General features: G+C 36.1%; 34 protein-coding genes and 1 other RNA gene. 2 read left to right on the forward strand and 33 right to left on the reverse strand.

The features are described from left to right. Window positions 1-36 precede the first annotated feature (36 nt). From ACFXN8_RS05255 to ACFXN8_RS05395, 29 genes are all read right to left on the reverse strand, one after another. The gene (locus tag ACFXN8_RS05255; RefSeq protein ID WP_386843368.1) at window positions 37-507 is read right to left on the reverse strand and encodes a hypothetical protein; all 471 of its coding nucleotides are present in this window, start codon (window positions 505-507) and stop codon (window positions 37-39) included. 56 nt (window positions 508-563) lie between these two features. Beyond that, window positions 564-1,157: a phage tail protein gene (locus tag ACFXN8_RS05260; RefSeq protein WP_386843370.1), complete on the reverse strand. Its 594-nt coding sequence runs from the start codon at window positions 1,155-1,157 to the stop codon at window positions 564-566. Beyond that, window positions 1,157-1,570: a hypothetical protein gene (locus tag ACFXN8_RS05265; RefSeq protein WP_386843372.1), complete on the reverse strand. Its 414-nt coding sequence runs from the start codon at window positions 1,568-1,570 to the stop codon at window positions 1,157-1,159. Before ACFXN8_RS05265 ends, ACFXN8_RS05260 begins: the two co-directional genes overlap by 1 nt. Continuing rightward, window positions 1,567-1,968, reverse strand: a complete 402-nt coding sequence (locus tag ACFXN8_RS05270) for a hypothetical protein (protein ID WP_386843374.1) — start codon at window positions 1,966-1,968, stop codon at window positions 1,567-1,569. Before ACFXN8_RS05270 ends, ACFXN8_RS05265 begins: the two co-directional genes overlap by 4 nt. Further along, a complete protein-coding gene (locus ACFXN8_RS05275; protein ID WP_386843376.1) occupies window positions 1,931-2,314 on the reverse strand; it encodes a phage head-tail adapter protein in 384 nt (127 codons plus the stop codon). Before ACFXN8_RS05275 ends, ACFXN8_RS05270 begins: the two co-directional genes overlap by 38 nt. Further along, entirely contained in the window at window positions 2,292-2,588 is a 297-nt protein-coding gene (locus ACFXN8_RS05280; protein WP_386843464.1) for a phage head-tail connector protein, read from the reverse strand. Before ACFXN8_RS05280 ends, ACFXN8_RS05275 begins: the two co-directional genes overlap by 23 nt. Before the next feature lie 2 nt (window positions 2,589-2,590). Further along, entirely contained in the window at window positions 2,591-2,908 is a 318-nt protein-coding gene (locus tag ACFXN8_RS05285; RefSeq protein WP_386843378.1) for a hypothetical protein, read from the reverse strand. A gap of 22 nt (window positions 2,909-2,930) precedes the next feature. Beyond that, on the reverse strand, window positions 2,931-4,118 hold the full coding sequence (locus tag ACFXN8_RS05290) for a phage major capsid protein (protein ID WP_386843380.1): 1,188 nt from the start codon (window positions 4,116-4,118) through the stop codon (window positions 2,931-2,933). Between the two features lie 37 nt (window positions 4,119-4,155). After that, window positions 4,156-4,881, reverse strand: coding sequence for a head maturation protease, ClpP-related (locus tag ACFXN8_RS05295; RefSeq protein ID WP_386843382.1), 726 nt, complete (start codon window positions 4,879-4,881; stop codon window positions 4,156-4,158). Between the two features lies 1 nt (window position 4,882). Beyond that, the gene (locus ACFXN8_RS05300) at window positions 4,883-6,031 is read right to left on the reverse strand and encodes a phage portal protein (RefSeq protein WP_386843384.1); all 1,149 of its coding nucleotides are present in this window, start codon (window positions 6,029-6,031) and stop codon (window positions 4,883-4,885) included. A gap of 12 nt (window positions 6,032-6,043) precedes the next feature. Continuing rightward, the gene (locus ACFXN8_RS05305; protein WP_386843386.1) at window positions 6,044-7,699 is read right to left on the reverse strand and encodes a terminase TerL endonuclease subunit; all 1,656 of its coding nucleotides are present in this window, start codon (window positions 7,697-7,699) and stop codon (window positions 6,044-6,046) included. Further along, the gene (locus tag ACFXN8_RS05310) at window positions 7,677-8,180 is read right to left on the reverse strand and encodes a helix-turn-helix domain-containing protein (protein ID WP_386843388.1); all 504 of its coding nucleotides are present in this window, start codon (window positions 8,178-8,180) and stop codon (window positions 7,677-7,679) included. The genes ACFXN8_RS05305 and ACFXN8_RS05310 overlap by 23 nt, the downstream gene beginning before the upstream one ends. Window positions 8,181-8,333: 153 nt before the next feature. Further along, complete coding sequence (locus ACFXN8_RS05315) at window positions 8,334-8,642, reverse strand: hypothetical protein (RefSeq protein WP_386843390.1); 309 nt, start codon at window positions 8,640-8,642, stop codon at window positions 8,334-8,336. 1 nt (window position 8,643) lies between these two features. Then, a complete protein-coding gene (locus tag ACFXN8_RS05320; RefSeq protein ID WP_386843392.1) occupies window positions 8,644-8,907 on the reverse strand; it encodes an HNH endonuclease in 264 nt (87 codons plus the stop codon). A 382-nt stretch (window positions 8,908-9,289) separates the two neighbouring features. Beyond that, window positions 9,290-10,030 (reverse strand): hypothetical protein, encoded by a 741-nt coding sequence (locus tag ACFXN8_RS05325; RefSeq protein ID WP_386843394.1) that lies wholly within the window; start codon window positions 10,028-10,030, stop codon window positions 9,290-9,292. A 26-nt stretch (window positions 10,031-10,056) separates the two neighbouring features. Beyond that, on the reverse strand, window positions 10,057-10,464 hold the full coding sequence (locus ACFXN8_RS05330) for a hypothetical protein (protein WP_386843396.1): 408 nt from the start codon (window positions 10,462-10,464) through the stop codon (window positions 10,057-10,059). Continuing rightward, complete coding sequence (locus ACFXN8_RS05335; protein WP_386843398.1) at window positions 10,457-11,359, reverse strand: ParA family protein; 903 nt, start codon at window positions 11,357-11,359, stop codon at window positions 10,457-10,459. Before ACFXN8_RS05335 ends, ACFXN8_RS05330 begins: the two co-directional genes overlap by 8 nt. A gap of 157 nt (window positions 11,360-11,516) precedes the next feature. Beyond that, window positions 11,517-12,038: a hypothetical protein gene (locus tag ACFXN8_RS05340; protein ID WP_386843400.1), complete on the reverse strand. Its 522-nt coding sequence runs from the start codon at window positions 12,036-12,038 to the stop codon at window positions 11,517-11,519. Continuing rightward, window positions 12,031-12,333 carry a hypothetical protein gene (locus ACFXN8_RS05345; RefSeq protein ID WP_386843402.1) on the reverse strand — a complete coding sequence of 101 codons (303 nt, stop codon included), beginning with the start codon at window positions 12,331-12,333 and terminating at the stop codon, window positions 12,031-12,033. Before ACFXN8_RS05345 ends, ACFXN8_RS05340 begins: the two co-directional genes overlap by 8 nt. Further along, complete coding sequence (locus tag ACFXN8_RS05350; protein WP_386843404.1) at window positions 12,330-12,548, reverse strand: Ros/MucR family transcriptional regulator; 219 nt, start codon at window positions 12,546-12,548, stop codon at window positions 12,330-12,332. The genes ACFXN8_RS05345 and ACFXN8_RS05350 overlap by 4 nt, the downstream gene beginning before the upstream one ends. Continuing rightward, complete coding sequence (locus tag ACFXN8_RS05355; protein ID WP_386843406.1) at window positions 12,548-13,087, reverse strand: Holliday junction resolvase RecU; 540 nt, start codon at window positions 13,085-13,087, stop codon at window positions 12,548-12,550. The genes ACFXN8_RS05350 and ACFXN8_RS05355 overlap by 1 nt, the downstream gene beginning before the upstream one ends. A 21-nt stretch (window positions 13,088-13,108) precedes the next feature. Continuing rightward, window positions 13,109-13,375, reverse strand: coding sequence for a hypothetical protein (locus ACFXN8_RS05360; protein ID WP_386843408.1), 267 nt, complete (start codon window positions 13,373-13,375; stop codon window positions 13,109-13,111). A gap of 27 nt (window positions 13,376-13,402) precedes the next feature. After that, entirely contained in the window at window positions 13,403-14,380 is a 978-nt protein-coding gene (locus tag ACFXN8_RS05365) for a ParB/RepB/Spo0J family partition protein (protein ID WP_386843410.1), read from the reverse strand. 30 nt (window positions 14,381-14,410) lie between these two features. Then, the gene (locus tag ACFXN8_RS05370) at window positions 14,411-15,181 is read right to left on the reverse strand and encodes a ParA family protein (RefSeq protein ID WP_386843412.1); all 771 of its coding nucleotides are present in this window, start codon (window positions 15,179-15,181) and stop codon (window positions 14,411-14,413) included. Beyond that, window positions 15,178-16,089, reverse strand: coding sequence for a rolling circle replication-associated protein (locus tag ACFXN8_RS05375; protein ID WP_386843414.1), 912 nt, complete (start codon window positions 16,087-16,089; stop codon window positions 15,178-15,180). Before ACFXN8_RS05375 ends, ACFXN8_RS05370 begins: the two co-directional genes overlap by 4 nt. Before the next feature lie 217 nt (window positions 16,090-16,306). Continuing rightward, window positions 16,307-16,546 carry a DUF6906 family protein gene (locus ACFXN8_RS05380; RefSeq protein WP_386843416.1) on the reverse strand — a complete coding sequence of 80 codons (240 nt, stop codon included), beginning with the start codon at window positions 16,544-16,546 and terminating at the stop codon, window positions 16,307-16,309. A gap of 118 nt (window positions 16,547-16,664) precedes the next feature. Then, window positions 16,665-17,015: a hypothetical protein gene (locus ACFXN8_RS05385; protein WP_386843418.1), complete on the reverse strand. Its 351-nt coding sequence runs from the start codon at window positions 17,013-17,015 to the stop codon at window positions 16,665-16,667. Between the two features lie 79 nt (window positions 17,016-17,094). Then, on the reverse strand, window positions 17,095-17,319 hold the full coding sequence (locus tag ACFXN8_RS05390) for a helix-turn-helix transcriptional regulator (RefSeq protein WP_386843420.1): 225 nt from the start codon (window positions 17,317-17,319) through the stop codon (window positions 17,095-17,097). A gap of 6 nt (window positions 17,320-17,325) precedes the next feature. Continuing rightward, entirely contained in the window at window positions 17,326-17,526 is a 201-nt protein-coding gene (locus ACFXN8_RS05395) for an XRE family transcriptional regulator (protein WP_386843422.1), read from the reverse strand. 236 nt (window positions 17,527-17,762) lie between these two features. On the opposite strand from ACFXN8_RS05395, the gene ACFXN8_RS05400 reads away from it, so the two are divergent. Further along, entirely contained in the window at window positions 17,763-18,473 is a 711-nt protein-coding gene (locus tag ACFXN8_RS05400) for a helix-turn-helix domain-containing protein (RefSeq protein ID WP_386843424.1), read from the forward strand. A gap of 37 nt (window positions 18,474-18,510) precedes the next feature. Then, entirely contained in the window at window positions 18,511-19,611 is a 1,101-nt protein-coding gene (locus tag ACFXN8_RS05405; protein ID WP_386843426.1) for a tyrosine-type recombinase/integrase, read from the forward strand. Window positions 19,612-19,697: 86 nt separating this feature from the next. Here ACFXN8_RS05405 and ssrA read toward each other — a convergent pair. From ssrA to rnr, 4 genes are all read right to left on the reverse strand, one after another. Then, window positions 19,698-20,053: a transfer-messenger RNA gene (ssrA, locus tag ACFXN8_RS05410) on the reverse strand. A 187-nt stretch (window positions 20,054-20,240) separates the two neighbouring features. Further along, a complete protein-coding gene (locus ACFXN8_RS05415; RefSeq protein WP_386843428.1) occupies window positions 20,241-20,969 on the reverse strand; it encodes a hypothetical protein in 729 nt (242 codons plus the stop codon). 164 nt (window positions 20,970-21,133) lie between these two features. Continuing rightward, the gene (smpB, locus tag ACFXN8_RS05420; RefSeq protein WP_349662121.1) at window positions 21,134-21,598 is read right to left on the reverse strand and encodes an SsrA-binding protein SmpB; all 465 of its coding nucleotides are present in this window, start codon (window positions 21,596-21,598) and stop codon (window positions 21,134-21,136) included. A gap of 114 nt (window positions 21,599-21,712) precedes the next feature. Beyond that, a complete protein-coding gene (gene rnr, locus ACFXN8_RS05425; RefSeq protein WP_386843430.1) occupies window positions 21,713-24,253 on the reverse strand; it encodes a ribonuclease R in 2,541 nt (846 codons plus the stop codon). Window positions 24,254-24,273 lie beyond the last annotated feature (20 nt).

The raw sequence follows: 24,273 nt of genomic DNA on the forward strand, positions 1-24,273 counted from the left end.
CGTAGAGTGTGTAAAGGTCCTCCACATGCTTGATGACTAGCTTTGGTGGTGTTGTTTTTTTTTGGATTTTTTCGTTTGTTTGTGTAAAGTTTTAGCAAATTCATTCGATTCACTCATTAATCCAACAATCAAATTAGCATAAAGTTGGATTGTATCTGTTAATGAATAATGGTACATTTCTAAAAATTCATCAAAAGATAATCCAAGATTTTTATTGGCACCAATTGCAGCTAAATAAATAACAGCAATTAATTTTTGCTCATCAAAAGCATTCAATAACTCAAGGGAAGCTTCTTCATCGGATTGAGTAATAAGTGTTTCAAGTCCCTTTATTTTCAATAAATCCTCAAATAAACTCGATTCTAATAAGCCTGTATCATAACCTTTTTTCACAGCAGCATTCGTTAAAAAGGCTGGGTGTACTTTCGTGTTAACAAATCGCTTTTCAAACTCACCGTCAACCTCTACAACTTCTACTTCTTTTAACTCGACCTTTTCAATTTTCATGTAATTCTCCTCCATCTATTCAAAAATAAAACACCTCCAAGTTTGGAGGCGTTCAATTAAGGTGTATCTGGTTCAGTTTTTTCAACTAATTTTCGTGTGAAGTTTGTATGCCAAGTTTCCGCAATTTCTGGTTCTTCTAACTCAGCTGTAATCGCCTCATAGTAGAATTGGCCATGTGCATCCGCAACTGCACTAAATGCTAGTTCAAGCATCGCTAACTCTTCTTGGGACGTATCAATGTTGATGGTAAAACCACCCGCATTAGATGCTTTAGGGAATGCGATTAATTTTGTTAGGTCCTCAAATTCATCTATCACATCAGCTGTAAATACAAAGTCTTTACCTAATGAATTGGAGCCATAACTATAGATACCAGGCTTTAATTCCTCATTAGATAAACCGAAATAGTCACGTAAAACTTGTACAGGTACATGAGCACTAACTGTTACATTTAATTTTAGTGTAACGGTTTTCTCCGCAATTGTTGCACGACCACATTTTTTCGATAAAACTGTTGTCTCAGGTTCAGATGCAATCGTACCTACACAACCAAATTTTGTACCTGGTTCTTGTTTGTTTCCTTTCATAAATTGAATCGATGCGTTTTTGATATTCCACGCATCAAATTGCTCAATTACTTGTTTTGACATTATAAGCCCTCCTCTATTAATTCTTCTAATGCTCCATGTAATTTCTCTAAAATTTTAGGCGTTGATTTCTGTAATGAACGATCACTAAAATGCTGTGCCCAGGGATTCGTTGGTCCTCGACCTTCATCAGGGAAAACTAAGTAACCAAAACTACCTTTTTTATTGGCGGCTCCTCCCTTTGTTTTCACAACAAACCCCAAATTATGTTCCTCACTTGTTGACCAATTACTTTCTTTTGCGTGTCTCTTATTAGCAACATTTGAAACGGGTAAAAGATTGGACATTTCTTTTGTAGCAATCTCAATAGCATCCGTGTGTAGCACCTGGTTAATGGCTTTCTCAGCTCGACCGGGTAACGCCTTAATTTTTTCTTCCAAAGAAGTTAAATCATTAAATTCAACTAGTGATCTCATAATTCAATACACCCAGTCACAATTTTGCGTTGATAAAGAAATACAACTCTATCAACGTAGTTATCCGTATCTTTTCTTTTTAATCTTTGTTTTTGGGTACGTTTCAAAGACATGCGAGGTAAGTTAGAAAGCTCTGTAATAATATCAATCGTACGTTCGTCGATGTCATCACGATTTTCCGAATAATAATAGATAACTACATCTTGACTGATAGACTTATTATCATCGTTTTTATTCATGTCACCTGTTTCATATACAAAGAAATGATAGTTCTTTTTCTTAAACTGAGTTTCTTCATCCTCTGCTAAATCATCCTCAAAAACAGGAATATCAAAGGTATTTAACGCTGTAAGTAAAGCATCAATCTGTTCCTGCATCTTGATTTTCGTTTTGCTCATGTGCTCCCACCTCCTGCAAATAAAAATAGAGATACATCTTTTCACGGTCACTATCTACCTTTATGACATCGTACTCTATACCTTCTACAATGACTTTTAATTTACTTTTATCAAATTTGCGTAATTGAGGAGGACAGAGCGTGCGAATTTTCAAGCTTAAAACAGCACTTAATACTTTTGCCATTTCATAATCTTCATCACGACACGACATTTCTTGATAAGCAAGCCGACCCATTGGAACAAATTTTTCACCGATTCGTTTTCTCTTCGCGGACCTTCCAGTTTCCTTCGTGCCATATTGAATATAACCATCGTTTAAAACATCACGAATCTTCTTGTTCGCCATCTACAGCCCTCTTCTCTAAAGCGACATGTAGTATTAGACGCTTGAGTTCATCTGCAAAATTCTTTTCAAATTCATCAGCGGCATTGTTATAAACATAGCGACAGCGCTCTAATAACAGCTCTGTTTTCCATGCGTCTAATCCAAAAGAAAAAGTCTTACTCGTCAATTTCTCGAAGTAAGACTTTGCTCTATTAATGATACGTTCTAATTCAGCATCTTCATCATCCCATGTAATACGTAATCGATGCTTTAATTCTATAAGCAGTTCATTCATCATTATTCACCGCTTTTTAATGCATTTTCAGCTTCAATAGCTTCCTCTTTACCTTTTACTTTAGTGCCATTAGAAAGCTCGTAATAGCCTTTTCCTGTGTGCTTTGGAAACTCTAACGCTTGTTCTTTTGTTTCTTCTTGTTCATTGATTAATACATCGGCAAGATAGATTTTTTTATACTCAGGATGTACACCTGTTAAAAAATACACACGTTCCTCATCAGCCATATAACCTTCAGTTGGATATGTGTCACCAGCCTTATACATATGGCCATCATGTTCAAGCGCTTTAAATGGATTTACTACTTTTGCTGTAATCATGTTCATTTCCCTCCCAATTTAATTAAGGTGTGTCTGGTGTATTTGTAGTGGCTGTGTTGTTGATAGCCATATTTGTAATATCAAATACGATGAACGAATCATTATCAAGTGGACGACCATTTGTTAATTGACGAGTTAAATATAAACGTTGATCTTCAATTAAGCGTAATACGTCAGTAGATTCTAATTTTGTTTCACCAGCTACCCCCATGAAATAATCTTTCGGTTTACCGGAAATCATTGTATTCAATGGGACAGCTGGTGATTGAATGATTTCCAAACCAGGAATAGCAAAATTATTATGTGTCCAAGAACCGTCATCGCGTTGCTTTGCCCCATACGCAAATAATTTTGTCGCATAATCGAACGGGTTAATGATTAATGATACGCCCGTATAACTACGTGTACCGCCTTTTGTTGTTGGTGCTAAGATTTTTTCACCGATTTCTTGCGGTGTGAAAACATTCAAAGTTACTTTGGCTTTATCTGGATATGCGCCATCCACAATGGCACCTGCTAAATTTTTTATCATACCAATTGGTTGTTTTTTACCGGTTCCTTTAACAATGACATTTTCTAACTCTGTTGAGATAACTTCTGTTAAAAACGCACGTACATAACGATCTAACCATTCAGGTCCAAGTTCGAACATTGCTTTGCAGACAACTAAAAAGCCAGAAAGTTTATACATACCTTGCTCAATTGTTTCAAATCCGTGGTCAACCATCTCTTTGATTTCATCGCACACATCTCCCCAGAAGGCTGTTGTTGCCCCTTCCTTACGCACGACCCATTGCGTAGTTGCACCGACGCGCTGAAAATTAACGCGAGACAATAATGGATGGTCCATTGCTAAATCTTCAAATACGCGTTCATATACAGTTGGTGGTACAAATGTAGCTACACCGTCAAATGATTGCACATCAATTGCAGCGTTATAAAATTTCTTTTCCTCTGTCGTCAATGTACGTATGCCTCGTGATGCTAATACAGCATTGTCCCATTGTTGCTCGTTTGCACGATTGGCCTCGCGAATTGTCGTGTTCATTAAATCTTGGAAATGTAGCATATTACTTTCATAATTTTCAACAATTCGAGCTGCAACTTCGTTTGGATCAGCACTTTCAAATGCTGCTTTTAGAGCGGCCACTTGGGCTTCTTTATTTTCGATAACTTTTGGTTCTTTATCTAAATTTTTAATACCTGTCATATAAATGACCTCCTATTTTCGGATAAAATAAAAACGCCTACTCAATTGAGTTGCGTTGGAATTTTGTTAAAATATTTTGTTTTGGTGATGGCTCTTGCTTAAAACGGGCAAGAACACTATTTTTAAATGCTTCTGCATCTGTTTTGGTTTTGTCGTCATCGGTTACGTCTTCCACAATTGATTTTGCGGCGAAGCCGATAGCAATAGCTTCATCAGCAGTAAACCATGTCTCATTATTGACCATTTGTTCAATTTCTTCACGTTCTACAACTGCCTTTGTCATATATATGTCCACTAAAGATTTATCAAGCTTAGATAATAACTCCGCTTCTTTTTCTAAATCTTTCTTAGTCCCCCAAATACCTGTAGATGCTTCGTGAATCATCAACATTGAACCTGTGTTCATTACAAGTTCATCCGCTGCCATCGCTATAATAGATGCTGCAGAACAAGCCCAACCATCTACAATAATTTTCACTTCAGCATTATGATCCTTCAAGCGATTGTAAATTGTAATACCGTCAAAAGCGTCACCGCCAGGACTGTTAATACGAACCGTAATATTGTCAGTCGTTACATCTTTTAATAATGAATCAATATCACTTGCAGAAATAGAATCGTACCACCAGCTTTCCCCAATGTCGCCATAGATGACAATTTCAGTGGTGGACGCATCAATTTTTTTTGCGGATAGTTGCTTTTTAATTTCTGGAATTTGTTCAGCATATTGTTGATTTTTAAATTGCTTTAAACGATTTTTCATGTTAAGTTTCACCCCCTTTCAATGCCTGTTCAACTGTTTGATAATTTTTAGTAATATGTCTTATATTCGCAATTGGATCATCTACCGTTTCGTGCCCCATTTCTTCAAAAATTTCATTTAGCGTAAATCCGATTGCAAACATTTTATCTAATGCGGTTGCTAGCTCTGTAATGTCCGATACTTTGATTTTCGACGTATCAATCTTTAAATACGTGCGGTTTAAATATTCTTCTTTGGAGTAAGCCTTGCGATTAATTTCGTCCTCCATCATCTCGGCAGGTGGATTGATGGCAAACATAATAAAGTTGTCCGTTTGTTTATCGATGTCCGCTAAATCACCTTTGAGTAGACCACGTGGTACATGAAAAGCCATCGCCACATAATTAAAAATGTCATCTATAAGATTACTAATGTCTCGACTGTCAATCGTTAATCCGACTTTAGCGTCAGACATATCTTCAAGTTCAAAGCCTTCTTGTAGTTGGAAAGCAACGCTTTTCTTATCTGGATCAAACCAATTTTTCAATTGTGTTTCAAACATATCGTCAATTGCTTCTTGCGTTTTATCATCTTGCGGTCTTAAAAAATCACCTTTTACTAATACACGCTTATTATTTTTAAGCTTGTAGTAACTCTTAGCTGCCTCAATCATTCTTCCATGAGATTCATACAAATCATTTATGACAGATAGTATTTTTGTATCCGTCAACTTCAAACGAATGACTTCGGATTCTACAAATGTCTTGTCCATCGTTAAGTCACCAATTTGGATACCAGAATATTTATTCTCATAGAATGCAAACTCTTCCACATTAAAGCTATCAGCTATATAGAAGTTGTTATTCTGCATAATAATTAAACAATCGCCATCATAGATAAGTTTTCTGATTGCTTTATGAAAGAAAGCAGTCGCATTTTGATTTTGGTTTGGCTGCACATTTAAAGCGTAGTACATGTTTCCTCTGTGTGCTTTACCTTCTTTGAATGTCTTAATTTCACATCTTGATAAGGCATTAGCGATTAAGTTTACACATGTTTCTACAGCTAGTTTCTTGTAATAATACTCAGCTGACAGTTCATAATAGCAATCTTTTAAGCTTTCTAATTGGCCGTTTTTAAAGAATCGCTTCACCCATCCCCATAAACTCAATATTCTCACCTCCTAATAGCTGTATGTTTTAAATGCTTTTGCTACATTTTCTTTTGTGATAATTTGCTTTTCAGTTAATAAGTTTTCATGCTGCAGCGCGTGCAAGAATGCAAAAAAGCCGTCAGTCTTTCGTAATTCCGGCTCAATTTTTTCATAAGTAATATTTCCTTTTCCATCTCGTTTCACATACGTATTCCACGTATACCAACGCATCATGAAATCATCTCCCCACAGTATCTTTTCATGTGAGAACATTTCTTCAATAACTGGCTCTAATATCGTGTGAGTTAGTGAACCTTTGCGCGCCTTAATAAGATCTAGCCCATAGTCTTTAAATTTTTCTTCTAAATGAGCAAATTTTACATGGTCCGCTGCAACCGTTTTTATCCGATATTTTTTCGACTGTTCAAGGAACCAATTAGCGATTTTTTCTGGACTATTTGTTTCTTCATAAATAATAGTGGCTAGTCCTTGTTGCACCGCCAAATCAATATCAATTTTAAAATCATACAACTTTAAACTACGATGATTGATAAATGTATGATGTATCCAAAAACGTTTTCCTTCATGTTTAAATAGTAATCCTACCCCTACAAAATCACGTATATCTGCATAGTCGACGCCACCGATACATTCTAATCCTTTTAGGTCTGGCAATGATTTACTAGCCGCTTCTAACTTCGGCCAATCCGTAACGCCATTCGCAGACAACATAAATGGCATGTTCATACGTTTCGTAATAAATTCAATTCGTAAAGAAGGTCTAGTTTTTAAATTATCATACTCTAGCAGCATTTCTGATTTTAAATGTGGTAAAAAGTTGATTCCTGGATTCGCCTTTTCCCACATGGCCACATCATGCATTTCCTCTTCATCGTCAAGATGTGCAAGAAACGGGAACATTCGCGAGTTAGGAAGCTCGCCTTTCAAAATCATATCTGCTTCAGCTTTAAAATCATCGAGTACACCACCACGTACATATCCGTCAGTTGTGATATAGATACGTCTTCCCAGTGGCACTTTACCAAGAGCTGAAGTAAATACTTTGATATTGTCATACGACTCATACTCATGGACCTCATCAAAAATTATCGCACCTGGACGCAATCCATCCTTTGTTTTGGCATTATTCGTATGATAAGTTAATATCGATTTTGATTTTATATGCTTTATTTCTTCTTTGGTCCACTTAAAGTGTTTCTTCATCTTTTCTTTACGATCATCTAAAATGTCGTATACATCATTAAACGAGGTTTTTGCTTGTTTTTCAGAGGTTGCAACAATGTCAACGTTATACCCTCTGACGCCCTGCTTTGCTATAAAGTATTTACTGATAGCAGCAATAAAACCGTTTTTGCCTGCCCCACGTCCCCACATTAAAAAGAATTCATTAAATACTAATGTCCCATCTTCATAAAAAAGTCCAACCATACATGCCAACACAAATAGCTGTGCTGGATACAGTTTGAATGGGAAATAGCGTTCAATAAATTCCTTCGCTTCTGTTATTTCATTCGTTTCAATACTTACATTTGGCTGTTGCAGCTTACGATCCACTAATTCTACAAGCAATTTGACATTTTCAGATACGATATACTTTCCGCTTCTGACACCGTTAATATAATCATCGATGTAAGGATGATATTTATAATTCGTCATCTTCATCATCCACATTCTCCATATCCGCTGCTTTCAATCCCAGTTCAGCGAGTATGCGTAACATTTGTGCGTTTGTCTTATTCAATTCAGCTACGCTATCATTCTTCTTTTCCACGTACATGCCAGGTACAACGACACCTCGTTCATTTATATCCTCGATTAAGAGATTTTTAACATCCCAAAGGGCCATATAATCATCGACTAAATCAATGTAATATGATTGATCAAGACCTCGCAACTTGAGTTGATCTTTTAGATCCCTTTCAATCAGTAATCGTAATTTATTATGACTAGGTACTAATTCGATGGACGGTGGTGCATCGACTATCTCAGCACGCACACTTTCGTGTGCACTATTTTCTTTTTTTTCTTTCCAATTGTATCTTTTATACCATGACTTAACTGTGTTTTCTTTCACACCATATTTTTCAGCAATGTCCTTGTATTTCATGCCTTTTAGCCAATCTTCATACGCCATTTCATGTTTCATGCATCCTCACCGCCCACCTTCCTTCATGAATATTTATGCACGCTTACATAGGGTGCAATTACTACGTGGAAAATCAAAAAATATTTTCTCCCATGAACCCTACCCGTTGAACGAATCCCTTAAAAAAGGCGAAACTTTTTGATAGGGGGGGATCTACTTAATGTATTCCAAGTGTTCGTCAGCATAGTCTACGATGTAATGAACCTCATCAGCTGTTATAGATAACAACTCAGTAGTAAAACTGAGCTTACTTTCAATGGCCAACTGTTCACGGACTTCATCTACTGTCATGTATTTACATTTACGTGAGTTAACACAATCACGTATTTGCTTGTAACGATAATAAGTATAACGAGTAAAAGCGTTTAGCATATCACGCTCGTACCAGTTATGCTCAGACTTTTTGATAGCTGAATCTATATCTTCTGTATCGAACATCCACGCACCATCTGTAAGCTGCACTTTACCACCTCTCCTCATTAGTAAACTTATGTCCCCTAACTGATTCCAGACGATCATGTACCTCATTGTGGCACTTGATACATAAGCATTGTAAGTTGCTTAATGTCAGCGAAAGATGTGGATGCGTCTTTACTTCTTTCATATGATGCACATTTTCAGCTTTGTGATAACGTCCAGCATCTTTGCATAACTGACATTCATAATTGTCACGCTTCAATGCATCCTGTCTTAATGCCATCCACTCTTTAGACTTATAGAACTTCATTAGCTTTCCATCATGAATGAATTGTATTAGTTCTTGTTTGCGTTGTGCTTTAATCATTGTTCATCACTACAACCTTTCTATAAGATTGCATAATAAAAAGTCACACCTTTTTAGATGTGACTTCGTAGTGTTGACGTTCTCGCAAACGTCTATTCAGTTTTAGCGCCTGTTCGAAAACAGGACTTGTTATGTCGATTGGAAGACTGTTATAAAGTAAATCCACTTACTCTACATTTACACTATAAATTATGTAATAAGTATTTAAAACGACATTTTTACGACATTGCCCAAAATATACTTAAATATTTGCAAAATAGATCCGTAGTTTTGAAAAAAAGCGCTCTTTATAGTCTTATAAATTTATCTAAAGCCACTTGAAAAGCTATACAGTTCTAAATATTTGATGATATTCTGGTTCTAATTCACCAACAATGTACTCCAGCTTAATTGCATTCATATTTTTATTAATAACACCTATATTTTGAATATAGAAAATCACTAGCATTTTATTAATAAACAAAATAGCATAATCATAAAGAACTTTATATTTACTTTGTTCAAATCTATTATTTAAAATTGATTCTAGATATTCATAACAATGATTATAAGCAGTATCTCTAGAGTGTACAATATCACACAAACTCCAGTACAAATCTTTCAGTACTTCTCTATATGCATCTCCTATTTTTTTCTTTAAAGTCTTATTTCTAGCAAGCTTCAAAATATTGTTTATATAATCATCAGATATTTTACTAATAGCTAATTCGATATTATTAGTAAATCCATGACTATCTGTTAAAGAGTTAATATGAATTAATGCTTTTGCGAAGGTTTCCATACTTCCTCTTAATAATGACGCAGCCAATTTATACCTATTTTGCGATAAAAGATGAATATATTCAATTAGGCTCCCTAAAGTATCTAAAGTATAACTTAAAGCTGTACTATTAACTATTTCACACTCATTAAGCATTTCTTTAAAGATATATACTTTTTTATGTAACAATTTGTAATCTTGATCTAATCCAAGTTCAATTAATTCATTTTTACTAAATAGCTTAATGAATTCTTCATAATCTCTTTTTATTTCTCCAAAAAACAACCCTTCACTTAAATTACTCATTGACTATTATTTTCGTCCTTTTCTTTTTAGTTTTTACTATGGTTAATAAAGTCTTCTAATAGACTTGTAGAATTATCTTTTTCCTTATTAGAAGAAGATATTGTTTGAACTCTTTCTTTATAATAAGTAGAATGCCAATCCATTAATTCTTTCTCTACCTCTAAATTGTCTTCTTCAATAATCAGCCTACTTACTCGCGCTGCTAAAGCCGTTCTTGATTTATATAAATACTCTTTAAACTTTTTATCATCAGGTAGTTTATATAGCATTTCGAATATTTCAATGTATTCTTTTAATGAAGGATTACTTTTAAAATAACTTGAATAAATAGTTTTTTGAGCAATTGCTATTAAAAATAATCTTTTTTCACTTAATTTATACTTTTTACTATTAAATAAAAGGTCAAGGTCAAGGTCAAGGTCAATATTATTCAACTTTAGCAACCTCCAAACTTTCTATTCTAGATAAAATTTCTCCCGTTAATTCTTTAATTGATGCATATAAATTTTTGCCCTTAGGATTAGTGTATTCTTCATAGACTATGGATTGTGAAGCTACTGGACCATAGCTATATATAACAGAATCGAAAGCCTTCACTCCAGATTTAACTTCATTAGTCATAGTTTTTTTGAAAAAATCTTCTATTTTTTCTTTATATACCGTTTGTTTAATACTAATTCCTGATGCTGCACTCGTTTCATTTAACATAGTATAGATAACTCCTAAACATTTCAGAGGAGTTTGTAATGACTCTACTTTTTCTTTAAGAAGTTGAGACAATAAAGTAATACCTATAGTTGAAAAATCATCAAGTTTAGTTGGAATCAAATAATAGTTGCTCAAACTTAGAGAAACAGATGTAACCTGGCCCCATGTTGGTGGACAATCGAAAATAATGAAATCGTACTGTTCCTTTAAATTATTTCTATTGAAAAAGCCACTTAATCTATCTATAGCTTGAGTATTTATATCAATTATTAATTTTAAATCCCCTGGGATAATATCTATAACTGGCCCATCTTGATCTTCTTCACTCTTTTTTAAAGTATAGATTAAATTATCCGTATCATCGTTTTTTCTGGAAATTCCATTTCCCTTATCACCTGAAAAAATACTAGTTATTGTTCTTTTTTCATCTCTTAAATCAAAGTATGTAGAAATTTTAGAAAAATATTTAAATAAACTTTGAGTAGAATTAAACTGCGGATCAATATCAATTAATAATACTTTGTAGCCCTGATTAAACAATTCTATCGCTATATTAGTTGATAAGGTAGTTTTTCCTACCCCTCCTTTCATATTAAGTATAGAAATAGTTTTCGCTTTCAATACAATCCCTCCAAACAAACTAAATTAAACATATTATTATATTCCTTTAAAATATGTATTATATTAGATACCGCACTATTATTATACAATATAAAAGTAAAAAGATGATGTGAAAATAAAATTCACACCACCTTTATTCCAAAGCAAGAATATTTAATTAAAACTGTAAACGTAATCCATCCGTACCAAAGAATAAAACTGACATTGCATAAACTGCTTCTTTTAAATCTCTTTGAGCAGTACGCTCATGTACATGGTATATCTCCGCTATTTCTGCATAGGATTTCTTCTTTTCATAAATATAAAAATGCATCAATGTATTAAATCTACGTACTGCCTCTGTTCCCAAATGCTTACAGTCCAATTCATAAACCTTAATCATATTATCAATAAACCGCATCATAGCTAGTGTCCGAGCTTCACTTCTTTTTATTGATTCCAATGATAAATATTCCTTATCAGCCGTGAATAAATCCTCCGTTTCCCCATCATCAATATCCATAGTCTCTTTCATTTCATCACAGTACATTTTTAAATGGCGGTAGTTCTTTAATAATATTCTTGTATTAAATAAACGTCTATCTAATCGTTTTGTTTTTTCCTCTTGCTGCAGTTCATTAAATTTTGTAATTGCTACCTCCGCTATTACAGCTATTTGTTCTTGTTCGATATTATTCATTGGTACACCCCACAAAAAACGGCAATTCTTCCGAGGAAAAATCAATTACTTTTAATCCCTCCATGGTTTTCTCCGCATCTTTTATACATCCTTTATAAAGACCGCTTCCAGCAAACCATTGATCTTTTACGATTGTTTTATTGCATTCCTCATGAAGATGGAATTGAATGCGTTTTTCGTCTTCCTTCGCATTAACATAAACCGCACTTTTTCCTTTCTCGATTTCCTCTACGCAAGCAAAACACATATGAGCCTTTCGTGTTGTGACCATTTTCTTATTTCGAATATCTATCATATTCGACTCCCTCTTTCCTTCATTTTTTCGATTTGTTTTCGATTAAGTTTGGATACATTCTTAGGGAATCCGTATTTCTTCCGCACTTCCTCACAAGTCATCCTATGTACTAGGCGACAGTGAGCTTTTGTAATAACAATACCGATATGATTGCAATTAGGTACAGGACATTTGATATAAGCTCCATGTTTAGCATTCCAGTATGGTTCAGTCATCAAGAAGCACCTCCCACCGCTTCTAAGTAATGCACCGTATATATGCCTGATTTAACTCGAACGCAATAATCTCTGAAAAACTGAAGTGGAATGGATTTAGCACCGCCATCACTTTGACCAATCCATGCAGCTTCTAACTGTTCAAATTTGAGATAATAGATTTCAGGTTCATTTTTGTTCTTTATCCAAAAGCAGACTAATAAAAATGCTTTTGCTCCTTTGCAATGCCATGAATGCAGTAATTTATATTGTTCGTCAGTCAAATTTTCCAAAGGGAATCTTCCTTGCTTTGTTTCCTTTGCATCAAAAATAATGGCTTGTCCCTTGTAGATACCGCTATAATCTACCCACGTTGCCTTTTCTAGCTTTGCATCTACTTGATTTTTGTTTACCTCTAATATCGTTAACGGAGGAGGCACTTTACGGACATCTGCAAAGTTGTTGTTTCGATATTGATTGTTTGTCATATCAATTAAATTTTCGAAAAGCTTCCCTCTGTTAGCATGACTTCGTGAATACTGTCGTTTTCGTGTTCTCATTCTCTTTTAACCCCTTTCGTTTTAAGCAACCCACTGTAATTCCTGCGAATCAAAAATTATCGACTCGTCACCAATTCGCACCAATACCGATTGACCATCAACTTTCTGCACAACACCCTTTTTACCTATCACATAACTAAAATAATGTTTCCGATATTCATAGATTTCAGGATTATCCCTAACCTCAATTACCTTCACTGTCTCATGCACCCTAAACACTGCATGAGATGTATGAGCCTTTTGTAAAAAATCATCAAACAAACTCAACTGGCGTAAGCTACTTTCCAACCGCTTCCTCTCCCTTCGAAATTGCTTTTATCTAATTTTTTTAATGCTCATGATGACGTAATCTTCTGGGATGTCATTTTCTCCGCCTTCTTGCAAGTAGACAATCCTGACCTCAACAAAATTTCCTGTATACACTAGTTTGTCATTGTCAAATTCATTTATTTTCAACTTATCACCCACTCGGAAGCTTTGATTATTAAAGCCACACATAAACGTTTTCAACCCTGTTTTTACCGCTTCAAATTGTTCTCGATAGCTGTCTAATTCATGTGTCATAGGCTTTTCTTTTTGCTCTGATTCAATGACTTCCTGTCGCTTCTCTTTTGCGATAGTTGGGGTTAGCGGTTTACCTTCTTTGTATTCCTGCACCGCTTCTTGTTGCTGTTTTTCAGGGAGTCGTGAATACTCATATGCAGTCGTGATATTAATGTTCTCTTTGCTAAATTCTTCTTTTAACTCAGGTGTCAGCTTTTTATTAATGCTTTCCATGCGCGCAACTTGTGTAGGTGATACTTTCATGAGCTGTGCAACAATTTCACGTTTTCGCCCTGAAATTTGATAACCACTTTCCTTAAGATCATTTAGCAACTCTTGTAGTCTTGCTGCTTGATATGTTTTTTCATAGTCTGTCATTTCCCTAGCTGTCGAATTTGCTAGTATTAGTTGCAATTCAGCTTGAATGTCGTCTACTGATTTCATAATCTTGCACGGTATCTTTTTAAATTGTTCATTACCTTCCGCAAACAGTTCTTTCATGGCTTTTAAACGCCTGTGTCCACTTATGACCTCAAAGTCGTTTTCCGCTTCACGCACCAACAAATTTTGTTGAAGCCCCATCAACTCAATACTTGCTTTTAACTCTTCGACATCTTCGACAGTGTACTTATTCATTTCGGAAGGTCTTAGTTTTTCAATTGAAATATGTTCTATCTTGAAGGCAAGTCCTTCATTCTCCACCGCTTCTTTTGACTTCTCATTCATTAATTGGCTTAGATTAAATTTCATGTGTTCGTCCCTCCATTTTTGTGTCCGAAACTAACACATTTGTAGGTATTCTTTGACCAATTTTTCATAGTCCTGTCCAGCAGTTGACTTCTTGTAATCTAAAAGCGGTTTTCCTACGAATGTCGTTTCATCAACCTTTACCGTTTTCCTAATTACAGTGTGGAAAAGTGGATAACTTGTGGATGAAAACAAGTATTCGCATCCTTGTACATTTACGCCATTCTTCTGGAACATCGTAACGAAGCATCCTTTGAATGTGATGTTTTCGTTAAATTCTTTAACATCTTCTATTTGCTCCACAAGTAGCTCTAAACCATCAAATGCAAACTTATCCACCTTGATTGGTACTAAAACATCGTCAGAAGCCACAAGAGCATTAATAACCGTCATGTTAATGTCTGGCGCATTGTCGATAATGCAATAATCGTATTCGTTCTTGTATGCATTAGTTAACCGTGATAAAGCTTTACGTAGTCTGGTTTGCTGTGGGCGTGATACGTCTAGCAATATCTCTTTGTTAGCACGTAATAGATTCATATTTGCAGGAATAATGTCCAACCCTTCGTATGCCGTATGTTTAATAACGCTCTCTATGCTACAGTCTCTATCTATCAGCAAATCTGCTAAACTTTTATCCTCATAGCTATGCAAACCAAAAAATTTAGAGGTATTCCCTTGTTTATCGTTATCAATGAGCAACACCCTTTTTCCGTGCGCTTTTACTAATGTGTAGGCAATATTGATAGCAGATATGGTTTTAGCCACTCCACCTTTTAAGTTGATTATGCTTATTACTCTCATATATCTAGTCTCCTTTTTGTTTGCACTGGATTATCAATTCGTATCATCTCTACATATATATAGACACCCGAAGCAAAAGGACTATATTTCACTTTGATTTCATTAAATTGATAACCTGGATACATTTTTTCAAATATTTCATGAGCAGTATTTTGCTCTAGCGCAATACGTTCCGCACGTTTTCTTGTTACTTTGCTGTCGGCCACTGTAATCGTTGGTTGTTTTAAATTCCGCGAAGGTGTATAACGCTTTGTGCTGTCTTTGCGCTGTTGCTTCATCATGTATTGAGCAATCCCTTTTAATCCACTTTCATTCGGTTTCAACTGCCGCGAGTTCGCAAAACCCTTAGCCCATAATTCCTCCGCTACTTTACGATCATTAAAGTTCATAATGATATGACTGTGTACCCTTACTTTTTTTCCCTCAGCATCGCTGAACTCGATTACATAAATATATTTAAGTTCTCCTAGCCCTGATTTTTTCATGTAGCGCTTTAAACGGCGTATATAATTCGTTACATCATTTTTAGCTTGTTCGTAACTTTTTGGTAAATTGGCATTGTCATACGTTAAGTGCATAGCAATATCTTTTCTGGTGAAATTTGCATTAACCAGTCTTACAAAGTGCTTTACAGCATTTTTCATATTCAAATTCTTTTGCGCCATTCTACTTCTGCCATCTTGCTTCTTTTTTCCGCGCTCCCACTTACCCATATCAGAACGAATAGGATAGATTTCACATTCAAGTATATTTCCGCTCTTAATTGTCTTTCTTCGACATTTAGCTATTTGTTTATCACGTAGGTTTTCTATGCGATCTTCAACTGCATCTTCATCTACTGTGAATATTTCTTCATAATCTTCTATGTCGATTTTTTCATTAAGCGCATTAAACGGAGCATTTTTCATATGCCCATCCTCCAGTCAATCCTTTATAGCCCCTAGTACGTTTGTTTGAGTCACTCCACTTTTTCTCTGTGTGGTCGTAAACTTAATACTCCATACAAGGCCGTTAATTGACTATTCACCAAGAAAGCTGTTATTCTAGCTATGAGCTGTTTGGCAATAGTCAAACGAGCCGTGTTAACTGTCCAGAGTTGATACGGCTTTTTTTTATTGTCTAAAATCAAAGCCTTTGCGACTTATCACAAAGGCTTTTCTTTATGGCGCAGGGATTGTACGTGATCGTCCAGTTTCGCGGTGAACAATCAGCCAACTCTCTGTTAACTTTTTTGCTAATAAGCCAGTTAAAAGGATTCAAACGGAAACTAGCTATATATTCTTTTTCCTGTCTTGTTAAATTTCGTGGTCTTTTCAACGGAAGATACCCCCTTATTGATTTTTGATGACCTGCGTTGCCTATCATTTTGAAAACCCTCGCTAGACACTTAATCCGCTTCTTGCTATAATCGGATTAATCTAAATCTGATGTTTTAGACCGTGCTGTTTAATCGCTCCATCGATTAGGCAGTTTTTTTATGTCCTTAACTTCGGCTAGCATTAAAGCTCACCTCTTCTGTTAAATTTCCTCGCATGTCTAGTTGACTAGCAATTTCAAATAATTTGTTTCTTCTATGTTCTTTAATCTGAACTTCCAAGCGATTAGCGTAATCAGCTCTATTTGTTAAAACTTCTATACGTTCTTTCACTAACTCAAAATTGCCATCTTGGAAATACTTATTTATTGCTGTTATTAAGTCCCTACAACAAGCATTTTCTTTTGAGTGCTCCAATTCCAAACTTTCTTTCCCTACTATAACTTTCTTATTTACAAAATCTACAAACACTAGATTTTGTAACGCTTGTCTGTATGCCGTTTGAAGTTGTTTTAACATCCTTGCCCCTCCTTATTTCTGGGAAGATTTGACGTTGCTACCGTCATTTAAGCTATAAGTCCGAATTTGATTTATACCGTCATTGGCTCGTTATCACAGCGCTTTGGTTTTTTCTTTCTTCCTCAAATAATTCAGAAACACTAACATTGAATAAATTTGCCAAAGCAATAGCTTCATTTAGTTCAAATTTAGAAATCATTCGTTCTTTTTTGCTGTATGTTTGCCTTGTCATATTTAAGGTAGCCGCTACTTCTTCTTGAGATATATCAGCCTTCTTTCTATAAGCAATCAATTTGTAATACATTATTTATCACTCCCACATTTTAAAAAGGTAATCGATCTCTAAATCTGGAAAAAATGTATTTCTAATAGAAATAGCTTCTTTTATTGTTAATTCAGACTTTCCATTTAATCTTTCCGAAACGGTCGGAATTCGATCTCCGAATAAAATAGCTAAATCTTTTCGTTTTAGTCCTTTTTTCCTCATTTCTAAATCTAGGTTAGGAAACAAGTCCGTCCCCCTCCTTTCACAATAATGTATTTCTGTTAATTTCCAACTACTTAATTACGAAATTTCGTAGTTTACAAGAATTATGATATACGAAATTTCGCACTTATTCAACAAAATATTTCCAACAAATTTTGATATATCGTAAATATGTTGTTTATAGTCAACCGAATATGTTATTATATCTTTGGAAGTTACGATATATCGTAATTAACTAATAAAAAAGGGAGGTGAATGTGATGAAAAACAGTGAAAAGTTACTAACGTTAATTAGTAGGCGCGGATGGAAAGTTGCCACTCTAGCGGAGAAAGCTGATATAAAATATACGACATTAAAATCGTTAATCGATAGGGATTTGAGGAATATTACAGTTGCACAAGCTTTATCAATATCACAAGCACTTGATATAAAAGTATCCGATTTTATTCAAGAGGCAGCTCCTATGACTGATGAAAATTCATACCTTAATCCTCCCATTGGATTTAAGGTAAAAGAAGCTAAAAGTGTTTATGAGACTACCTCTAACAAACGGAGTCTTTCAATACTAAATTATTATGGTCAAATATCTGCAGGTGAACTAACATCCATTAATAGTATTGAAAAAGAAGACGTTATTGAATTGCCGAAATCTATGTTGGGTAAATATGCTGATCGCCTTGGTGCATTCATGATGAGAGTAAACGGCGATAGTATGGATAAAATTATTCCAAACAATAGTTATGTTGTTTGTATTCCGGTGGAAGAACATGAATTACATGATAATGACATCGTTATCTATTCTTATAATAATGAATCATCAATGAAACGTTTTAGTGTGCGCGGTGATTATGTAGTCTTTAGCCCTGAATCTAATAATCCAAGATATTTTGATTTCGCTATTTCTAAAGACACCGAGAATGAAGTTGAAATTTTAGCAAAAGTAATTTTATACGCGGTCACTTTGGGGTAGCTAGATGCTACTCTCTTTTTTAAATAGGAGGAATATTATGCCTGTATATAAAGGGGAAAAACGAGGAACATATTGGGTTAAAATGCAAATTGAATTACCTGATGGTACAAAGAAGCAGCATAAGAAAACAGGATTCACAAGTAAAGGTGAAGCCCAAGAGTACGAGGCAAAGATGAAAGCTGGTGTACTTGAAAATGTATCTAAATTGACTTTCGAAGCAGTTGCCATCAAGTATCTAAATTGGTATGAGACTAGAAGAAAACCAGCTTCCTTTGCAAAAGTAGAACCAATAGCAAGAAAATATCTAATTCCTTATTTCGGCAAGAAAAAAATAGAACGGATAAGTACAGCCGATATTATAGAATGGCAAGATTACATGATGAAAACTAAATTTGAACAACGTTGGGGAACTAAAAAAATATTAGCGAATGACACATTATTATCTATTCACACTAGGCTATCGGCCATTTTTAATTTCGGTATGAAACATCACAATTTAAAAACGAATCCTGCAGCTGTTGTTGGTAATTTCGAATTAAAACCAGTTAAAAGGCTTAATTTTTGGGAAGTACATGAATTTGAGGATTTTTATAACGCCATCGACAACATAAAATACAAAATCGCATTTCTATTACTGTTTTATGGCGGTATACGAAAAGGTGAATTATTGGGGTTACAATGGAAAAACGTTGATGATAAGAAAAGAGAAATTTTTATCGAAGTTAGTGCAGGTAAATTCGGTGTAGATGACACAAAAACTGAAGCTTCGGAGCGTGTTGTTTCAATACCTGAAAGTTTAGTAAAGTTAATGATGGACTACAAAGAAAGTTTGCCAGAGGCTTTTAAGGAAAATGATTGTTTTATATTAGGTGAAACAGGCACTAGACCTTTATCGCCAACACAACTTGATCGTATGTATGATAAATATCTAAAAAAATCGAACGTCCGTAGAATTCACATTCATGAATTTAGACATTCGCACGCTTCATATTTGATTAATAAAAAATGTACAATAACTGTTGTAGCTGCTCGATTAGGTCATAAAGATGTAGCTGAAACATTAAATACTTATGCTCACCTTTACCCTAATTCACAAGATGAAGCTATAAAAATAATAGAGCAAGACATCAAAATATGATGCCTGCTCTATTGATTTAGTACAATTTGTACTTTTCGTGTACTCGACTATCTTAAAACCTTGATATATCAACGTTCCTCGAGTGAATATGGAGACGGCGGGAGTCGAACCCGCGTCCAGAAACTCCAATACTTCAGCTTCTACGCGTGTAGTTTGCCTATTTACGATTCACGTAACATTATGCCGACAAACAGGCGTCTTGTACGCTAACCTGGAAATCTCTTGTCGGTGACTCAGGTGGCACCATCGACCGTATCCCACTAAAGTTGGGCCCCACGTTCTCTACATGGGCGATAGAGAGGCAGAGCGCTTACGAGCTTACGCTGCGAAAGCTAAATTTTGTTGTTTGCCAGTTATTATATAACTTCCGTTGATGACGGAGCCGAGACCTCCGACGCGCGACCAAAGCTTGAACCATCCCTGTCGAATCCGTAACGTCCCCTTGAATATGAATCGAAGCACGTAGCCTCGTTCAAGCAAAGGAGCTAGAATTTCTTCTAGTACGGTGGGAGCTAAAAGTACGCTTCCATGTAATCTGGCATTCAGTAATACTTATTATAAAGCAAAACTAGCTATAGTTCAAGTGTCCCGCCATAGTAGAAAAAATTGGCTAGCTCCGAATAATTTTCTTATTTCATTATCTTAGATTTCAAATCTCTTAATCGTAAAATGAGCTTTCCTAATTTGGATTCTGTAAGATAGCCGTAATAGACCTCTCTCTCTTGTGCGCCAAAGCCGAGCTTGAATTCATTAATTTCCTCCTTGTTCGTTACTGCGCCGAAATCATAGTGTGCATATCCTTTGCTTCGGAACATCATGATATTTTCCCACAGTAAATAGCGATTGGCGAAGCGGATTTGTTGCTTTAAATCTGGTCTATCTTTAATCCAGACAGCGGTACCTGTATATAAATTAAAAACGATATCTTCGTCGGCAATGTACAGTCGATAGCATAGTGCTTCACCTTTGTCGTTTTGAAGCTTTGTATAGACGAGTGCGCCTTTTTCGCGAAGTAGCTTTAACGTTTGCATATGAAATTTTCGAACGCGATGTGTGTTTTTTATTTTAGCGAAGGCGTTGTAAAATTGTTGGAATTCTAATAGCTCTTGATCGGATGGATTTTCTTTTACGATGACTTCGTATGGCTCTTTTTTGGCGCGGCGAAGCATATAGCGATTCATTTTTGAGAGATTCGCTAATAGGATTTCTTCATCTTGCTGTAGCATGATTTGCAATGTCTTTTGGGTTTGGAGTGATTGCGCAGGTCGCTTTGTTTGATGGTAGCATACTAGCTTTTTTCTTTCGCTGGCATTGTTACGTTCCTCGGCAAAATAAATGTGCTCTATGTTCATAAACATAAATTTTCGTCCTATTGTAAGAATGCGGATTCCCTCCTATTATATGCGGTAGTCCTTTATTATATTTTTAACTCGATATCTTTTAGAACCTCTCTTAGAATTCTATCTGTCCAAATACAAAGAGCTCACTATCTAAATATAGTGAGCTCTCTAACAATCTATGACTATTGATTTTTAGATTTGAAGGCGCGTTCCATATCGCGTTTCGCTTCTTTTTTGCGCATGTCATTACGTTTGTCGTAATCTTTTTTACCTTTGCCGACGCCGATTAATAGTTTGGCATAGCCATCTTTAATGTACATTTTTAACGGAACGATTGTGTAGCCGTCACGTTTTACGGCACCGACTAGCTCGCCGATTTGCTTTTTATGGAGCAGTAATTTGCGGGCGCGCAGTGGGTCATGGTTAAAGCGGTTGCCTTGTTCGAATGAGCTGACATGCATATTGTTGATCCATGCTTCACCGTTGCGGACTTGTACATAAGATTCTTTTAGTTGAACCCTTCCTGCACGGATGGATTTAATTTCTGTGCCTGTGAGCACCATACCCGCTTCGATTGTCTCTTCAATGAAGTAGTCGTGCCCGGCTTTTTTGTTTTGTGCTAATACTTTCCCAGTACCTTTTGCCATATTATTCACCCTCTACTTAAAGGTTGAGCAGGGTTAACCTGCTTTTATTGATAAAGTGAAAGCACCCCGCTTCAAATTGCTTTAAAGCGCTAGTTGGTGCTTTCGCCATTACTTTTATTTACGTTTTGATTTTTTCTTTTTGTTTTTCTTGGCAACGCCCTCGTAGAACTTTTGCTTTTGCTTCACGCCTTTTTTAGGGCCTGGGCTTGAGTTTGAGCCATCTTTGCGGCTTCCTCGTGGATCACGGTCGTTTTCACGTCGTTCTCCTTGTCCGCTTCGTCCTTCTTCATTGCGACCACTGCGACTGTCACGTCCGCCTCTTTCTTCTTCGTTGCGACCTCTGCTACTGCCACGTCCACCACGTTCTTCTTCATTACGACCACTGCGGCTGCCACGTCTACCTCTTTCTTCTTCGCGGCCACCTTTGCGGCTATTACGGCCACCTTTGTTGTCGCTATAATTTTTACGTGCGTGAATGACAGTAGGTGCTGCTTTTCGTGTTCGTCCAAATGACGTTACCATTCCGACGATTTCAAAGTCAACGGATGACTCTTCAATAATAACATTTGCTACACGGACTGTAACTTCATCACCAATACGGAATTGACGATTTGTACGCTCACCGATCATAATCATTTGACGGTCGTCAAAACGATAGTAGTCATCTGTCATATTGCTAATATGGACAAGTCCTTCGATGGTGTTCGGAAGCTCTACGAAAATCCCGAAGTTTGTAATCGACGAAACGATACCTTCAAACTCTTCACCAATTTTATCGGACATGTATTGTGCTTTTTTCAGTGCGTCTGTATCACGTTCTGCATCAACAGCACGGCGTTCACGTTCTGAAGTATGATCCGCAATTTCATCCATCGCCATACTCCACTGTGCCACTGTTTCTTTTGATGTATCTTTATTAATTAAATACGTTCGAATTAAACGATGGACGATTAAGTCCGGATAACGTCGAATCGGTGACGTAAAGTGGGTATAGAAATCAGTCGATAAACCAAAGTGGCCTATGCTTTCAGGATAATATTTTGCCTGTTGCATCGAGCGTAGAAGCATCGTTGAAATAACAGGCTCCTCTGGCATGCCTTCAATAGCTTTTATTACATCCTGTAAAGCTTTCGGATGGACTGTGTTTCCTGTACCTTTTATTAAAATACCGAAGTTCGTCACAAATTCAAAGAAGCGTTGCAGCTTTTCTGGCTTTGGATCTTCGTGAATACGGTAAAGGAACGGTACATTCATCCAATGGAAATGCTCTGCTACTGTTTCATTGGCAGCTAGCATGAAATCTTCAATTAATTTCTCTGCGACTGTACGTTCACGTAATTCAATATCTACTGGCCAGCCATCTTCGTCCACGATCACTTTAGATTCTTTAAAGTCAAAGTCAATAGCACCGCGCATTTGACGTTTATTACGTAAAATATTAGATAACTCAGCCATATGTTTAAACATTGGCACTAATGGCTCATAGCGCTTAATTAGCTCTTCGTCTTGCTCCTCTAAAATTTTGTAAACGTCCTTATAAGTCATACGCTCAGTTGTTTTAATGACACTTTGGAATATTTCATGTGAAACCACATTACCATTTGCATCAATAATCATTTCACAGGATAGTACTAGACGGTCAACCTGTGGATTTAATGAACAGATTCCATTCGATAATCGGTGCGGAATCATTGGAATAACGCGGTCTGTTAAATATACACTCGTCGCACGATCATACGCTTCAATATCTATTACAGAGCCTTGTGTTACATAATAACTAACATCTGCAATATGTACGCCAAGTTTATAAGTACCGTCTACATTTTTCGTTACGGTTACAGCATCATCCAAGTCCTTCGCATCTGCTCCATCGATTGTCACAATCGTTTCGTGGCGTAAATCACGGCGACCTTCTAAATCTGCCTCTGTAATTTCATCTGGCACGCGTTGCGCAGCAGCAACCACTTCTTCTGGGAATTCAGGTGGAATGTCGTGCTTATATAAAATAGATAGAATATCCACACCTGGGTCATTTTTGTGCCCTAAAATTTTTGTGATATAGCCTGTTGCTGATTTTAAATCTTCTGGCCAAGTAGCTACCTCAACGACAACCTTGTGTCCGTCGACAGCTCCTAACGTATCTCCTTTAGCAATGAAAATGTCCATCGGTAGTTTTTTATCATCTAACACAACAAAGCCAAAGCCTCGATTTGCTTGGAACGTCCCAACAAAACTCGTTTGCCCACGTTCCACTACCTTTGTCACTGTTCCTTCACGGCGATCACCGAATGATTCCTTTAACACACGGATTAACACCGTATCGCCATTAATCGCACCATTTATTTCATGTGGTGGAATAAAAACATCGTCCATTCCCTCAACATCAGGTGTCACAAAGCCAAAGCCCTTCGCATGTCCGATAAATTTACCTCGAAGTAAATTCATTCGCTCCGGTAGGCCATAACGATTGGAGCGAGAACGTACAATTAAGCCTTGCCCCTCCATACGTACTAACGTTTTCACTAATTCTTTAAATTCGTCAGCATCCTCAAAGCCAAATAAGTCCTCAATTTCGCCAACTGTTAATGGTTTATATTCTTCTCCACCGAAAAAATCGAGTAAACGACTTTGTAGTGTATCTTTCTGGTCTTTCATAATTTCCCTCCTTCATGAGA

It is taken from the genome of Lysinibacillus sp. NPDC059133 (assembly GCF_042755925.1).
Lineage (GTDB): Bacteria > Bacillota > Bacilli > Bacillales_A > Planococcaceae > Lysinibacillus.